The sequence below is a fragment of the Archangium gephyra genome (assembly GCF_042230915.1).
Taxonomy (GTDB): domain Bacteria; phylum Myxococcota; class Myxococcia; order Myxococcales; family Myxococcaceae; genus Archangium; species Archangium gephyra_B.
Genome location: NZ_CP102578.1, coordinates 6,690,000 through 6,705,751 on the forward strand (window position 1 = coordinate 6,690,000; position 15,752 = coordinate 6,705,751).

General features: G+C 72.3%; 5 protein-coding genes (1 of these 5 only partly in view). 1 reads left to right on the forward strand and 4 read right to left on the reverse strand.

The annotated features are described in order from the left end of the window. Both NR798_RS26110 and NR798_RS26115 read right to left on the reverse strand, forming a co-directional pair. A protein-coding gene (locus NR798_RS26110) for an amino acid adenylation domain-containing protein (protein WP_375765213.1) crosses the window boundary here: on the reverse strand, positions 1-6,760 show its 5' portion. Its footprint begins 4,571 nt before the window's first position; the window shows 6,760 of its 11,331 coding nt (coding positions 1-6,760); the start codon lies at positions 6,758-6,760; its stop codon lies off the left edge, out of view. Continuing rightward, on the reverse strand, positions 6,753-12,110 hold the full coding sequence (locus tag NR798_RS26115) for an amino acid adenylation domain-containing protein (protein WP_375765214.1): 5,358 nt from the start codon (positions 12,108-12,110) through the stop codon (positions 6,753-6,755). The genes NR798_RS26110 and NR798_RS26115 overlap by 8 nt, the downstream gene beginning before the upstream one ends. A 235-nt stretch (positions 12,111-12,345) precedes the next feature. Between NR798_RS26115 and NR798_RS26120 the strand changes: the two genes are divergently transcribed. Further along, positions 12,346-13,326: an aldo/keto reductase gene (locus NR798_RS26120; RefSeq protein WP_375765215.1), complete on the forward strand. Its 981-nt coding sequence runs from the start codon at positions 12,346-12,348 to the stop codon at positions 13,324-13,326. Between the two features lies 1 nt (position 13,327). Here NR798_RS26120 and NR798_RS26125 read toward each other — a convergent pair whose 3' ends face one another. Together NR798_RS26125 and NR798_RS26130 are read right to left on the reverse strand one after the other, a co-directional pair. Continuing rightward, complete coding sequence (locus NR798_RS26125) at positions 13,328-14,299, reverse strand: FHA domain-containing protein (protein WP_375765216.1); 972 nt, start codon at positions 14,297-14,299, stop codon at positions 13,328-13,330. Further along, positions 14,287-15,618, reverse strand: coding sequence for a trypsin-like peptidase domain-containing protein (locus tag NR798_RS26130; protein WP_375765217.1), 1,332 nt, complete (start codon positions 15,616-15,618; stop codon positions 14,287-14,289). The genes NR798_RS26125 and NR798_RS26130 overlap by 13 nt, the downstream gene beginning before the upstream one ends. Positions 15,619-15,752: the final 134 nt, after the last annotated feature.

The following is a 15,752-nucleotide window of genomic DNA, read 5'->3' on the forward strand; positions in this document are numbered from 1 at the left end:
CGGACGGGCCCTCGGGACGTGGGGCCTGGATGGGCGCGGGTGCCGGTGCCGGACGGCGTACCGCTGGAGCACCTCCCGCGAGCAGCTCCACGGAGCCATCGGCCCTGCGCCGGGCGCGCTGTCCCAGGGTGAGCAGCCGTGCTCCGGCCTCCAGGGGCGGTTCCTTCCAGAAACCTCGCGGCACACCTCCGCCTCCGATGGCGAGCATGCCGGAGACGCCGACGGGAACGGGCCTGCCTCGGGAATCCAGCACCTGCACCTGCATGTGAGCGGGAGGCAGGAAGACAGGGGTGCCCGTCTCCTCCGCGCGCACCGGCAGCCACGCCGCCGGCCCGAAGGCCTCCTCGCGGCGCAGCACCTCCACCCCAGCCGCGCGAGCGAGTGAAGCGGCCAGTTCCGGCGCCGCGCCCTCGACGAACAGCCGCCGCACGGAGCGGAGCTCCTCGGAGACGCCCGGGAGCGCGACGAGCGCTCGGGCCAGGGACGGCGTGCAGTGCAGGTGCGTGACGCCCGTCTCGCGCACCAGCGCGAGCACCGCCCCCACCTCCGCACCACTCTCCGCCAGCGCGGAGGGCACAACCCTGGTCCCTTCCGGCTGCGAGCGCCGCCGCAGGGTGTCCAGGTGCTGGAGGCTGTTCATCGTCGCCTCCGTGCTGGCGCCGAAGTCCACCAGACAGGCCACCTCGCCCACGTCCAGCCGCCGCACGCGCTCGACGATGGCCTCACAGGACTCGGGCGTCCCGAAGAGACCGCCGGCCTCCAGGTAGCGCTCGAAGCCGTGCTCCAGCAGCGCGTCCATGTCGCGCGGCGTGAGGGTGCGCACGTCCACCTTGAGACCCTGGCTGGCGGCGAACCCGCTGAAGATGTCCACCGAGCTGCGGAAGTAGCGCAGCAGCGGCTCGCGCACGGCGCGGCGCACCTCGGACGCATCCGCCCCGAGGAACGCGTGCATCATCAGGCTCACCTGCCCCCGGCCCGGACCATGTCCATGCCGCCGCCAGGCCTCGCGGTAGAGCGCCACCTTCTCGGCCAGCGAGTCGAGATCCTGGCCCATGAGGTTGGTGAGCACGTTGGCGCCCAGCTCGCCCGCGAGCCGGAAGGTCTCCGGGCTGCCAGCGGCCGTGAGCCAGAAGGGCAACTCCGCCTGCACGGGGCGCGGGCGGATGGCGATCTCCACCTCCTGGCCCTCACCGTTGCGGCGGAGCACCGTCCCGCCCCGCCACAGGTGCCGCACCGTCTCGATGCCGCGGAGCATGATCTCCTTGCGGCGTGCGTAGTGGTCCGGCGCGAAGACGAAGTCGTTCGCATGCCACCCCGAGGCGAACGACACCCCCACCCGGCCTCCGGAGAGGTTGTCGATCATCGCCCACTCCTCGGCCACCTGGAGGGGGTCGTGCAGGGGCATCACCACGCTGCCGGCGCGGATCCCCACGTGCTCGGTGAGGGTGGCGATGCCCGCGCCGGTGATGGCGGGGCTCGGGTAGAGGCCGCCGAAGGAGTGGAAGTGACGCTCGGGCGTCCAGATGGCGGAGAAGCCGTGCGAGTCGGCGAAGCGCGCTCCATCCAGCAGCAACTGGTACTTGCGCCGGCCGAGTGCGTCCTCGTCATTGGCGAAGTACGAGAGGCCGAAGGCCAGCGCGCGGCGGGGCGCGGCCTCCCGGCCCACCACGAACCGGGCACTCGCGGGCTCACGCGGCAGGACGACGCGCAGGCCGCGGCACAGGGCCCACAGCACTTCCAGTCCGCTCCCCTGCCCCGCGGGCTCCTCGGCCCAGAGCCATGCGCTTCCGGGAGTCCCACTGCCTCCCTGGTCGAGCACGTGGAACAGGTGGGCCACGGTCCGGGGCGTGTGAATGGCCCGGCGCGGAGTGCCCTCGGTACCGCTCAGCGTCTCGAGGCAGACCATGGCCTCGGCACCGGCCGGAGCGGCACGGTGTTCGAGCGCGGGCAGCTCCTCCTGAGGCCCGTCCACGTACAGCACTCGCGAGGCATCCAACGGGACGCTGGTGCGCAGCCGCGAGTCCGTGAGCAGCAACGGCGCCGGTGCGCCCTCGGGTGCGAGGGAAGCCAGCTCCTTCAACCGCGACGGAGGCACGAGCACCCAGGCCCCACCGGCCTCCAGCACGGCCCACTGCGCGACGAGGCGCTCGGGCGACGGCTCCAGGCACAGGGCCACGAGCTGCTCGGGCCCCACGCCCCTGCGCGCCAGCGCTCCGGCCAGATGCCGGGCCCGTTCGCGCAACGCACCCCAGGAGAGGCTCCGCTCCCCGGCGATGACGGCGGGTGCTTCCAGGGTCCGCGAGGCCTGGGCCTCCAGCAGGGCCGCGATCGAGACAGCCTCACCCCGCGGAGGTGGAGACGCGAAGGCCTCCCGCTGGCTGCGCTCCGCCGCGGTCTCCAGGGACAGCTCGGAGAGACGCAGGCCGGGGTCCGTCACGGCCGATTCGAGGATCGCCTCGAAGTGGCCGATCACCCGATCGATGGTGGCCTTGTCGAACAGCTCGGTGGCGTACTCCATGTCACCGGAGAAGCCCTGCTCGCCCTCGCCGAGGGAGATGCAGAGGTTGGCGAGCATGGAGCCGAACTGGGAGGGCGCGTCCGGCACCTGTACGGGCTCCAGCCGAAGCCCGGGCAGCTCCAGGTGCGAGCCAAAGCCGGCATGGAGGACGAACAGCGCATCGAAGATCCGCGAGCTGCCGGGGTCTTTCTTGGGCTCGAGCTCGCGCACGAGGTGCTCATAGGGGACGTCCGGATTCGCGTAGGCGCCGAGCGTGGTGTCCCGCACGCGGCCGAGCAGCTCGCGGAAGGTGGGATCGCCCGAGAGGTCGGTGCGCAGCGGGACGGCGTGGGCCACGTAGCCGACCAGCGGCTCCAGCTCGCCACGGGAGCGGTTGCCGATGGGCGTGCCCACGACGATGTCCTCCTGGCCTGCGTAGCGGGCCAGCAGCGCCTTGTAGGCGGCGAGGAGGATCATGAAGGAAGTGAAGCCCTCGCGCTGCCCGAGCGACAGGATGGCGTCGGAGAGGCGGCGGGACAGGCCGAAGAGGCGGCGCGCGCCGATGAGCGAGCGCGAGGCCCCGCGAGGACGATCCGTGGGAAGTGCCAGCGGGCCCGGAGGAGCGGCCATGCGCTCGCGCCAGAAGGACTCCTGGGCGGAGAAGGCGCCCGAGGCCAGCGCGCGCCGCTGCCACGCCGCGAAGTCCATGTACTGCACGGGAAGCGCGGGGAGCGGAGAGGGGCGGCCCTGGAGGAACGCCTCGTAGTTCACCGCCAGCTCGCGGGCGATCGCCACCATGGACAGGGTGTCCGAGACGACGTGGTGCACGGTGACGAGCAGCAGGTGCGTGTCCTCGGCGCTGCGCACCAGGGAGGCGCGGAGGACGGGGCCCTGCTCCAGGGAGAAGGGCCGCGCGGCGTCCTCGCGGGCGAGCCGCAGGGCCTCGGCCTCGCGCTCCTCGCGGGAGCCCTCCAGGACGATGACCGGAAGCGCCGGCTTCAGCTCGGAGTGCACGCGGGGCACGAACCGGCCATCCACGAAGGCGTAGGTGATGCGGAGGGCCTCATGACGGCGGACGGTCTCGGCGAGGCACCGTTCCAGCACGGCCACGTCCAGCGAGCCCGTCAGCCGGAGGACCATGGGCATGTGGAGCGCGGGGTTGCCGGGCACGAAGCGTTCCAGCGCGCACACGCGCTCCTGCACGAAGGAGAGCGGCAGCACGCCCTCGCGAGCCACGGGCTCGAGCCGAGGCATCGGAACGCCACTCCCCGAGGGACCGGCCTCCTTCAGGCGCGCCTCGATGCGCCCGGCGATGCCCGCCACGGTGGGCGCCTCGAAGAGGTCGCTCAGGGGGAGTTGGACCGGGAAGGACTCGCGCAGGCGCGTGAGCATCTGCGCCGCCATGAGCGAGTTGCCGCCCAGCTCCAGGAAGTTGTCGTGGATGCCGATGTCCTCGACGCCGAGCCGCTCGCGCCAGATGACCAGCACCTGCCGCTCGATGTCGGTGCGAGGGGCCTCCTTGCCGGCCGGAGCCACGGCCACGACGGGCGCCAGAGCCTTGACTGGAGCCGGCGCCGCGTCCGTCTCCACCCAGCGGGGCTCGAGCCGGAAGTGCTGGCGCTCGAAGGGATACGAAGGCAGTGACAGGCGCAGGCGCTGCTCGTGGGCGTAGAAGCGCTCCCAGCGCACCTCCAGCCCGGCCTGCCACAGCGCGCCGAGCGCCTCCAGCAGCGTGCCCTGATCGGACGTCGAGGTGCCCGCGCGAGGCAGCGAGGGAACCACCCGCACCGGTGCCTCTCCGCGCAGGTGCATCCGGGTCAGCGTGGTGAGCGCCTGGTCGGGACCGACCTCCAGGTACACGGCACACCCGTCCTGCTGGAGGGTGTCCAGGCCCGCGGCGAAGCGAACAGGCTGGCGCATCTGCCGGGCCCAGTAGGACGGATCCATGGCCTCCTCGGGGCGGATCCACGTCCCGGTGACGCTGGAGACATAGGGCCGCTGGGGCGCGGAGAGCCGCAGTCCCGCGACGGTGCGCTGAAGCTCCTCACGCAGGGGCTCCACGGCCGCCGAGTGGAAGGCCTGCCTCGCGGGCAGCCGCAGCGAGCCCACCCCACGGCGCGCGAGCTCCTGCTCGAGCCGCTCCACCTCGTCCACGGGGCCGGAGACGACACAGCGGGTGGCGCCGTTGATGGAGGCCAGCGACAGCGCCCCGGTAAGCAGCGGCTGGAGCTCGGCCTCGGAGCAACCCGCGGCGGTCATGGCCCCGGGAGGCATGCGCGCCATGAGCTGGCCCCGCACCACCGCGAGCGCCAGCGCGTCCTCGAGCGGCAGCACACCGGCGAGGCACGCGGCCACATACTCGCCATAGCTGTGCCCGAACATGGCATGGGGCTCCAGGCCCCAATCCATCCACAGCCGGGCGAGCGCGTACTCCACGGTGAAGAGCAGCGGCAGCGCGTAGCGGGGATCCGCGAGGGCCTCACGGGCCTCGGCCTCCTGAGCGGGAGCCGGGTACAGCAGCGGGCGCAGGGGCCTGCCCAGCCGGGGAGTGAGGAGCGCGAGGCAGGCGTCCACGTGCTCGCGGAAGCCGGGCTCGGCGGCGTACAGCTCGCGCGCCATGCCCACCGACTGCGCACCCTGGCCGGGGAAGAGGAATGCCACGCGCTGCTCGCGAGCCGCCTCCAGGCTGGCGATCGCCTGTGCCGCGGGAGGCGTCTTCAGCCGGGCGAGCAGCGAGGGAACATCCGCCGCGACGACGGAGCGCCGGTGCTCGAAGGCCTTGCGTCCCACGTTCCGGGTGAAGGCGAGGTCGGCCAGGTTCGCGTCCGGCCTGGCCTCCAGGTGCGTGGCCAGTTCCTGCGTCATGGCCTCCAATGCGGTGGCCGTGCGCGCGGAGAGCGTGACGAGCTGGCGGGACCGGGCGCTGGGGCGGCTGGCGGAGAGCGGAGCCTCGGAGAGGATGGCGTGCGCGTTGGTGCCGCCGATGCCGAAGGAGCTGACACCCGCGAGCCGGGGCCGCTCGCCGCGCGCCCAGGGCTGGCGCTCGGAGGCGACGAAGAAGGGGCTGCCGGCGAAGTCGATGGCCGGGTTGGGGCGCTCGAAGTGGAGGCTGGGGGGAATCTCCTCGTGGTGGAGCGCCAGGGTGGCCTTGAGGAGCCCGGCGATGCCCGCCGCGGTGTCCAGGTGGCCGATGTTGGTCTTCACCGAGCCGATCGCGCAGTAGCCTCGCGCGTCCGTGTCGCGGCGGAAGGCGCGCGTCAGCGCGGACACCTCGATCGGATCCCCGAGCGGCGTGCCGGTGCCATGGGCCTCGACGTAGCCGATGTCGTCCGCCCCGACGCCCGCGTAGGCGAGGGCCTCGGAGATGGCCTCCGCCTGGCCCTCGACGCTGGGGGCGGTGTAGCCCACCTTCTGATGGCCGTCGTTGTTGATGGCCGAGCCCTTGATGACGGCATAGACGTGATCGCCATCGCGCAGCGCGTCCGCGAGCGGCTTGAGAACAACCACGCCCACGCCATTGCCGCTCACGGTGCCCCGGGCGCGCGTGTCGAAGGCGCGGCAGTGCCCGTCGGGCGAGAAGATCATCCCGTCCTGGTAGAGGTAGCCGGTGCGCTGCGGGAGCGAGAGGCGGACGGCGCCGGCCAGGGCGATATCGGACTGGCGGAGCAGGAGGCTCTGGCAGGCCATGTGGACGGCGACGAGGCCCGTGGAGCACGCGGTGTAGAGGGCCATGCTCTCGCCGCGCAGGCGGAGCTTGAAGGACACCTTGGTGGCGACATTCTCCGCGGTGGTGGTGCCGAGCGCCTCGAAGAGGGCGGCCGGCTCCTTCTTCACGTGGCCCAGCAGGGAGAGCACGTGCCCGGACTGGCCGGCGCCCGCGTAGAGGGAGATCTTCCCGGAGAAGCGCTCGGGATCATAGGCGGCGTCCTCGAGCGCGGCCCAGGCGCACTCCAGGAAGACGCGCTGCTGGGGATCCATCCACAGCGCCTCGCGGGGGGCGATGTCGAAGAAGCCAGGGTCGAAGAGCTCCGCGCCCTCGAGCACGCCGCCCGCGCGCACGAAGTCCGGGTGCGCGCGCAGGGCCTCGGGGACGAGCGGAGACGGCTCCAGCTCCTCCGCCCCGAAGCGGGAGATGGACTCGACGCCCTCGCGCAGGTTCCGCCAGAAGGCGTGGAGGTCACTGGCACCGGGGAAGCGCCCCGCCATGCCGATGATCGCGATGTCGTTCCCCGTGCCCTCGTCCATCATGTCCTGCTCAGCCATTGCCACGGCTCCCTCGGGGGTTGCGGCGCTGGAGGGCCTGCCGGCGTGCCTCCGCGCGATCCTGATGCTGAGTGCTGCGAGTCTCGGTGCTCACGGCCGCGTCCAGCCGCTTGGCGAGCCCATGGACCGTGGGGTGCTCGAAGAAATAGACGATGGGGACATCGCGCTTCAGCTCGTCGCGCAGCAGGGCACAGGCCCTGACGACGGTGAGCGAGCTGCCGCCGAGGTCATCGAAGAAATGATCATGAAGGCCCACGGCCTCGCGCCCGAGCGCCCGGGCCCAGCAGCGCGCGATGGACACCTCGAGCGGGCTGCGCGGAGGGACGAAGGAGGCGGAGCGCTCGGGGGGCTCGGGAGGAGGAAGGGCGCGCCCGTCCACCTTGCCACTGGAGGACAGGGGCAGCGCCTCCAGGTGGACGAAGGCCGAGGGCAGCATGGACTCGGGCAGCCGCTGGCGCAGCAGCGCGCGCAGCTCCCGGGTCTCGCGGGGCGTGGACTCCCCGGGCACCACGTAGGCCACCAGCCGGGCCTCACCCGAGAGGCTCTTCCAGGCCTTCACGTGCGCCTGCTTCGCGCCGCCCAGCTCGCGCAGCGCGGACTCCACCTCGCCCGGCTCCACGCGCACGCCGTTCACCTTCACCTGCGCATCCGTGCGGCCCACGTAGTCGAGCCGCCCGTCCGCCTTCCACCGGACCACGTCTCCCGTCCGGTACAGCCGCTCGCCGCCTTCACGGCTGAAGGGGTCGGGCACGAAGCGCTCGGCGGTGAGCTCCGGCCGCCCCACGTAGCCTCGCGCCATGCCGGGGCCTCCCAGGAACAGCTCGCCCGCCACGCCCGGCGGAACGGGCCGCATGTCCCCGTCCAGCACGTACGCCTGCACGTTGGCCAGCGGCCTGCCGATGGAGGGCCGGCCCTCGCCCGGAACGCACTCGGCCCAGGTGACGCACACCGATGTCTCGGTGGGCCCGTACCCGTTGACGAAGCGCCGTCCCCTTCCCCACTTCTCCACCAACGCGGGCGGGCACGCCTCTCCCACGGACTTCACCACCCGCAGGTGCTCCAGCCCTTCCTCCGGCAGCAACGCCAGCACGGACGGGGGCAGCGTCACCATCGTCACCGCGCTCTCCACCAGCACCCGCCGCAGCTCCTCGCCCAGCGGCACCCGTCCGCCCTCGGGCACGTACAGCGTCCCGCCCGAGGACACCGTCAGCAGGTATTCCCAGATGGAAGCGTCGAAGCCCAGCGAGGCGAGCTGCAGCAGCCGCACCTCCGCCCCCACGCCGAAGGCCCGCATCCGCGCGTACGCCAGGTCGCACAGCCCCGCGTGCGTCACCTCGACGCCCTTGGGCCTGCCGGTGCTGCCCGAGGTGTAGAGGACGTACGCCGCGTTGGCGGCCCGCACACCGCTCTCATAGGGGAACAGCTCCTCCGCGCCCGTCTCCTCCAGCCGCACCACCCGCGCGCCCTCCGGCGGAAGGCACCGCTCCTCCAGCCCGCGCAGCGTCACCACCGCCTTCACGCCCGCGTCGCGCGCCATCCACTCCAGGCGCTCGCGCGGCAGCACCGCCTCCAGCGGCACGTACACGCCGCCCGCGAGCTGCACGCCCCAGAAGGCCACCACCGCCTCCACGCTCTTCTCCAGCAGCACGCCGACGCGCACCTCCGGCCCCACGCCCTCGCGCCGCAACCGGGCGCCGAGCCGCCTCGCCCGCGCCTCCAGCTCCCGGTAGCTCAGCCGCTGCCCGCCTCCCTCCACCGCCACCGCCTCCGGTGCGCGCGCCACCTGCTCCTCCAGCAGCCGCGCCACCGCTTCCGCGGGCACCTCCACGCGCGGCCCCCGGCTCCACTCCTCCAGCACCCGCGCCCGCTCCTCCCCGGACAGCAGTTCCACCTCCTCCACCCCGCGTCCGGGCGCCTCCACCAGTTGCGCCAGCAGCGCCACGAAGTGCCGTGCCATGCGCTCGGCCGTGGCGGGCTCGAAGAGGTCGGTGCAGTACTCCAGCGAGGCGCCCAGTCCGCCGTCCGCCTCGGCCATCATCAGCGTGAGATCGAACGCCGAGCCCCGGCGCGCGAGCGGCAGGGACTCGATCTCCAGGGCCCCCAGGCGCATGCGCGCGTCCGGACCGCCGAGCGCGAAGGAGGCCAGCGAGGCGCCCTCTCCGGGCAGGTGGCCGCGCTGCAGGACGAACATCGCCTGGAAGACGGGCGAGTGCCCCGGCTCGCGCGTGGGCTGGAGCTGCTCCACGAGCCGGGTGAAGGGCATGTCCTGGTGCTCCAGCGCCTCGAGCACCGTGCCGCGCACCTGGGAGATCAGCTCGCGGAAGGAGGTGCCGCGGGGAACGCGGGCGCGCAGGGCCACGGGGTTGACGAGGTAGCCCACGAGCCGGGTCAGCTCCGGCCGGGTGCGGCCCGCGGTGGGCGAGCCGACGATCAGCTCGTCCTGGCCGGTGTAGCGGCGCAGGAAGGCGAAGAAGGCGGCCAGCAGCACCATGTACGGCGTGGCCCCGAGCTCCCGCGCGAGCGCATTCACGCGCAGGGTGATCTCCGGCCCCACCTGGAACGGGAGCGTGTCGCCCCGGAAGGACTGGAGCCTGGGACGGGGACGGTCCGTGGGAAGCGCCAGCAGGGGCAGCTCCCCGCCGAGCCGCTCCTTCCAGAAGGAGCGCAGCACCTCGCCCCGCGGGCCCGCGAGCCGCGCGGAGAGCGTACGGGTGGCCTCCACGGGATCCGGGGAGAGCGCCGGCAGCACGCCCGCGAGGCCCCCCGTCTCCGCCGTGTAGAGCGCGCCCAGCTCCTCCACCATGACGCCCAGGGACCAGAAGTCGGTGATGAGGTGGTGGAGCGAGAGCAGCAGCACGTGCTCGTCCGGGCGCCGGGTGAAGAGCAGGACGCGCATCAGCGGCCCCTGCTCCAGGTCGAAGGGCCGGTGGGCCTCGGCGTCGAGCCGCGTCCGCAGCTGGGCCTCGCTCCAGCCGGAGGCATCCTCCACCTGCACCAACGGTCCGGAGGGCTGCACGAAGCGCGGGACGGGGGCGCCGTTCTCCTCGGGGAACACCGCGCACAGTGACGGGTGGCGCGCCACGAGCGACAGGAAGGCCCGCTCCAACGCCGGAACATCGAGGGTGGAGCGGATCCGCGCCGCGCGGACCACGTGGTACGCGGTGCTCTCCGGAGCCATGCGCTGGAGGAACCACAGCGCCCGCTGCCCCTCGGACAACGGCGGAGCCTCCCCAGGAGCCTGGGGCGCGAGTGGTGCCTCGGCCTCGGGAGTGGGAAGCACCACGAGGCTCTCGGCCAGCTCCCGCACACTGGGTCCCCGGAGCAGACTGGTAACGGGCAGCTTCACCCCGAACGTCTGCTCGAGCGAACCGCGCACCTCCATGGCGCGCAGCGAGTCGAGCCCGTACTGGGTGAGTGGCACGTCCGGCCGCAGCTCGCCGGCGGGAATGCGGAGCTCCCGCGACAGGCGGGCGGAGAGCCACGGCAGCAGCGCCTCCACTCCCGCGCTCACGGGTGGAGCGGACTCGTCCGTCCCCAGCGCACCCGCGGTCTCCACGCGGGTGATGGAAGCCCCCTCACTCCAGGAGCCCACGGCCTCCAGGGAGCCATCGAGGAAGGCGGCGCGGCAGGCATGGCGCTGGATCTTCCCGCTCGATGTCTTCGGGATGCTCCCGGGCACAAGCAGCACCACGGCATGCACGCCCAGCTCATGCTGCTCGGCCACCGCCTGGCGGATGCGGGCGATGACGTCGCGGGCGCGCGCCTCCGGATCGGCGCCGGAGCGATCGGCGAACTCATGGACGACGACCAGCCGCTCCTCGCCCCCGGTGTCCACGGAGAAGGCCGCGCCGCAGCCGGGCCGCAGCCCCGGGTCACACTGCTCCACGGTGAACTCGAGGTCCTGCGGGTAGTGGTTGCGCCCGCGGATGATGAGCAGGTCCTTGCGCCGCCCGGTGACGAACAGCTCGCCGCCGTCGAGCACGCCGAGGTCCCCGGTGCGCAGGTACGACCCCTCACCGGAGCCCGCGAGCCGAGCCTGGAAGGTGCGCGCGGTGTCGTCGGAGCGCTCCCAGTAGCCACGGGCCATGCTGGCGCCGCGGACCCAGATCTCCCCGACGCGGCCGGGGGCACACGGCACACGCGTCTCGGGCTCGACGATGCGCACCTCCTGGTCCCCCAGGGAGCCGCCACAGCCGATCATCGGCACGCCCTCGTGCCCGGCGTCCGGAGCCCGCGCCTCTCCCCGCAGCAGCGCCTCGCGCGCGAAGTGGCGCACCCGGGGCGGTTCGGCCTTGCGCCCACCGCTGACGATGAGGGTGCCCTCGGCGAGCCCGTAGCAGGGATAGAAGGCCTCGCGCCGGAAGCCGGCGGGGGCGAACGCCTCGGCGAACCGCTCCAGCGTCTCCTGGCGGATGGGCTCGGCGCCGCAGAAGGCCACCTCCCAACTGCGGAGATCCAACGCGGCGCGCTGCTCGGGGGTCGTCTTCCGGACGCACAGCTCGTAGGCGAAGTTGGGGCCGCCGCTGACGGTGCCTCCGTGACGGGAGATGGCCTCCAACCAGTTCAGGGGGCGCTGGAGGAAGAAGAGCGGCGACATCAGCACGGTGGGGATGTCGCGGTAGAGCGGCTGGAGGATGCCGCCGATGAGCCCCATGTCGTGGTACGGCGGCAGCCAGATGACGCCCACGGGCTGGGGCGCGGCATCGAAGCCGAGCGCGATGAGCCCCGAGTTGTGCAGCAGGTTGCGGTGGCTGAGCATCACGCCCTTGGGCGTGCCGGTGGAGCCGGAGGTGTACTGGAGGAAGGCCAGGTCATCGGAGGACAGCGCGGGAGCGGACCACGCCGCGGCGGCGCCGGGCTCGAGCGCGTCGGTGGCCAGCCAGCGCAGCGCGCGGAGCGCGCGGAGCGCGGGAGCGTCCTCGGTGAGGAACCCGACCATGTCGAGCAACGCGGCGGTGGTGAGCGCGGCGGTGGCGCGGCAGTCGGCCACCAGGGCCTGGAGCCTGGGCAGGGTGCGGGCCAGGCGGGAGGGATCGGGCGGATACGCGGGCACGGCGATGACGCCGGCGTAGAGGCACCCGAGGAAGCCGAGCACGTACTCACGGCCCGGTGGGTAGAGCAGCAGCGCCCGATCACCGGGGGCGAGGTGTTGGCGCAGGGAGGCCGCGACGGCGCGCGCGCCCTCGTCCAGCTCGCGGTAGGTGACGGAGGTCTCCCCCGCCTCGTCGAGGAAGGTGAAGACACGGGCCTCGGGCTGCAGCAGGGCCCGCTCGCGGAGCACGTCCACGAAGGTGGTGCCCTCGGGAATGGAGACGGCACGCGCGGGATTCTCTCGCGACAGCAGCGGCATGGGACCTCACGAGCGGGGCTCGGAGGGCATGAAGAACCCAAAGCGGTGGCCACACGGCCGCCAGGGGCCGAGCGGTTCCGACGAGCGCTTCCTGCCCCCTGTTTCTCGCGCGCCACCTTAGACGCTCGACCCATGGGGCACCAAGAATCCAGGAGAGGACCGAAGCCCGCCCGCTGGGACTCCGGGCACGCTCATTCTTGACTGGGAGAAAACCCGGCTATGGCACGCTGACCGGATGAAATACGCCAACCTGGGTCATACCGGTCTGAAGGTGTCCCGTATCTGCCTGGGGTGCATGAGCTATGGCACTCCCGCCTGGCGCCCGTGGGTGCTGGACGAAGCGGCCTCGCAGCCCTTCTTCCAGCGGGCGGTGGAAGCCGGCATCAACTTCTTCGACACGGCGAACATGTACTCGCTCGGGGTGAGCGAGGAGGTGACGGGCCGCGCGCTGCGCAAGTACGCGCGGATGGAGGAGGTGGTGCTCGCCACCAAGGTCTACTTCCCCATGACGGAGGGGCCCAACATGGGGGGCCTGTCGCGCAAGAACGTGGTGCAGGCCTGCGAGGCGAGCCTGAAGCGGCTCGGCGTGGAGACGATCGACCTGTATCAGATCCACCGGATGGATCCGGAGACGCCGCTGGAGGAGACGCTGGCCGCGTTGGATCAACTGGTGCGGCAGGGCAAGGTCCGCTACCTGGGCGCGAGCTCGTCGGCGGCGTGGAGGTTCGCCAAGGCGCTGAGCCTGTCGGAGCGCAACGGCTGGGCGCGCTTCGTGTCGATGCAGAACCACTACAACCTCGTCTACCGCGAGGAGGAGCGGGAGATGATGCCGCTGTGCGAGGCGGAGGGTATCGGGGTGATTCCCTGGTCCCCGCTGGCGCGCGGGCTGCTGGCGGGCACGCGCAAGTCGCTGGATGACAAGCAGGCCACGGCGCGAGCGGGCTCGGACGCGTTCGCGTCGGCGCTCTACGACAACCCGCATGACTGGGACGTGGTGGAGGCGGTGAAGAAGGTGGCCTCGGCCCGGGGCAACACGCCCGCCGAGGTGTCCCTGGCGTGGCTGTTGTCCAAGCCGGCCGTGGTGGCCCCCATCATCGGCGCCACGAAGCTGGAGCACCTGGATGCGGCCATCCGCTCGGTGGACGTGACGCTCACCGCGGACGAGGTGAAGGCGCTGGAGGCCCCCTACCAGCCGCACGCCGTGCGCGGCATGTAGCTCACGGCTTCTCCTTCGCGAGCTTGTCCACGTCCTCCTGGAGCTTCTGCGTGTCCTCGAAGAAGGTGTCCACCGGTTGGGAGGGCACCACCTGGAAGGCGGGCGGCAGCAGCGTGCGATCGAAGTCGACCGAGGAGGAGAAGTCCTCCTCGCCCAGCAGCGAGTCCGCCTGGGTGAGGGCCCCGAAGCACACGAGGATCGCCGCCAGCATGACGGCGAGCCGCCGGGGCTCCGCGCGCGTCACGTAGCGCAGGTGCCAGAAGAGCACGAAGCCCGACCACCCCAGGAAGCCGGCCAGGTACACCCAGCGCACCCACGCGCCCAGCCCCAGGCTGTACGTCAGCAAGCCGATCAGCAGGGGAATCACCAGCACCCCCAGCACCCCGAGGCTCCCGATGGCACCGTGCGCCCCGAAGTGGAACACGCGCCGCGCCACCTTGCTCGCCACGGACCAGAGCCCCGACCAGATGAAGGCCACGAACACCGGCGCGACGACCGCGAGCGCCAGCGAGCCCCAGTCCGTCTTCTGGTAGTTCGTGAGGTACTCGCGCAGCAGGAACGTCACCACCGCCAGCCCGAGCATCGCGGGGAAGGCGAAGGGCCGCTCGAAGAGCCGGCCCTGGGGTGCCACGGGAATGGCGGTGACGCGCGTGTCCTCCACCGCGTGCGACCGGCTCCGGAAGCGCAGCACCGTGTCGCCTACCGCCACCCGCGCGTCGTCCGTGAGCTCCAGCTCCGCCAGCCGCGCCCAGGGCGCCACCCGGAACGTGCCATTGCGGCTGCCCAGGTCGCGCAGCACCAGCCTCCCCTCCTCCGTGCGCTCGATCCGCAGGTGCGAGGCCGACACCTTGGGATCATCCAGGATGACGTCGTTGGAGTACCCGCGCCCCACCGTCACGGGGAAACGGTCCAGCCGGTGCCGGGCGTGCACCTCGTCCGCCTCGAGCACCTCCAGGAAGATCACTTCGTCCACGCGAGCGCCTCCAGGTAGCGGCGGGCGAGCGCGCGCGCGTTGTCGGCGGAGAACCCCGCCAGGGTCAGGCTCGTCTGGACGCCCGAGGTGTTCGCGTTGATCGTCGCCGCCCGGAGCGCCAGGTCATAGAGCCCGGGGAACTTCTTGTAGGCGCGCAGGCACAGGGCGGTGCGCGTGGGGATGCCGCCCACCTTCACGAACTCGACGCGGCAGCGGAAGTTCGTCACGTCCTCCTTGGTGGCGTCCACGCCGCCCGGGTCGTTGCTGAAGGTGGCCTCGTAGAGCGAGGAGAAGCGCAGGGCCCCGAGCTGCTCGCTCGACACGTAGGCATGGTCATAGGCCACCACGCCGGTGCGGTGGTCTCCGCTCAGGTAGATGTCCTCCTCGGAGGAGCACTGGTAGCTGGTGATGGTGTACGGGTTCTCCGGCTGGTGGGGGGTGTCGCCCCAGCACTTGAGGAAGGGCTGCCAGCGGCCGGGCACGTGGTACTCCCCGAGCTGCTGCGTCGGCGAGGGCGCGGCCAGGAGCCGCTCGGTGATGCGCTGCTGGTTGTCCAGGAGCTGCGAGCCCACCACGGCCAGCAGCGCCGAGGGGCTGCTCTCCTTCACCTTGCGCGCCCGCTCCGCCAGCTCGCGGGCATGGGCCACCGGCACCAGGAAGCCGAGCTGGTTGCCCATGGTGGACACGTTGACGCCCACCACGCGGCCATCGCCCGTGACGGTGGGGCCGCCGCTCATGCCGGGATTGATGGCGCCGCTGAAGTGCACCTTGTCGTAGAGCGCGTCCTGCACGAGCCCGTTGTAGGTGCCCTCGACGATGGTGGTGCCCAGATCATGCGGGTTGCCCATGGCGTACAGCCGGGTGCCCTGCGGAGGCTCCTTCGCCGCCAGCTCGAACCAGTCCTTCACCGGCGCGTCCTGTTGGATGACGGCCAGGTCGTGCACCACGTCCACGTCCACCACCCGGACCGGCACGGCCTCGGCGTCCTTGCCCTCGCGCACCAGCTCCACGGTGTAGTCCTCCGGGTGGTGAACGATGTCGGAGATGACGTGGTAGTTGGTGAGGGCGTGCCCCTCGGCGCTCACGAAGAACGCCGAGCCGATGGACGACCGGGTGCCGCTGCGCCGCTCGATGATGCGCACCTGGGCCACGCGGCCCTTGAGGCGCTCGAACAGCTCATGGGTGGCGGGGGGTAGCGTGGCCACGGGCAGCGGGGGCACGACGGCCGGCGTGCCCGCGTCCGGCGCGTCTCCGGGGAAGGCACCCGCGGCCGGGACCGGAGCCTGGGCCAGCGCGGCGAGGAGGAGGATCGTCAACATGCGGGGCACACACTAGGCGGAACCGCGGCGCCTGGCTTTCCCTCAGTCAAGGCCCCTCCCACCCGGAGCTCGGGGCAAGCGGGCAACCGGGGGTTGGACTCCGGGTGAACATCCATCCCACATTCAGAGCAGGC

What these genes read in the sequence shown, in the direction of transcription:
- NR798_RS26115 (WP_375765214.1), bottom strand. Translation starts at nt 12,110, where the DNA reads ATGCCGCTGCTGTCGCGAGAGAATCCCGCGCGTGCCGTCTCCATTCCC.
- NR798_RS26120 (WP_375765215.1), top strand. Translation starts at nt 12,346, where the DNA reads ATGAAATACGCCAACCTGGGTCATACCGGTCTGAAGGTGTCCCGTATC.
- NR798_RS26130 (WP_375765217.1), bottom strand. Translation starts at nt 15,618, where the DNA reads ATGTTGACGATCCTCCTCCTCGCCGCGCTGGCCCAGGCTCCGGTCCCG.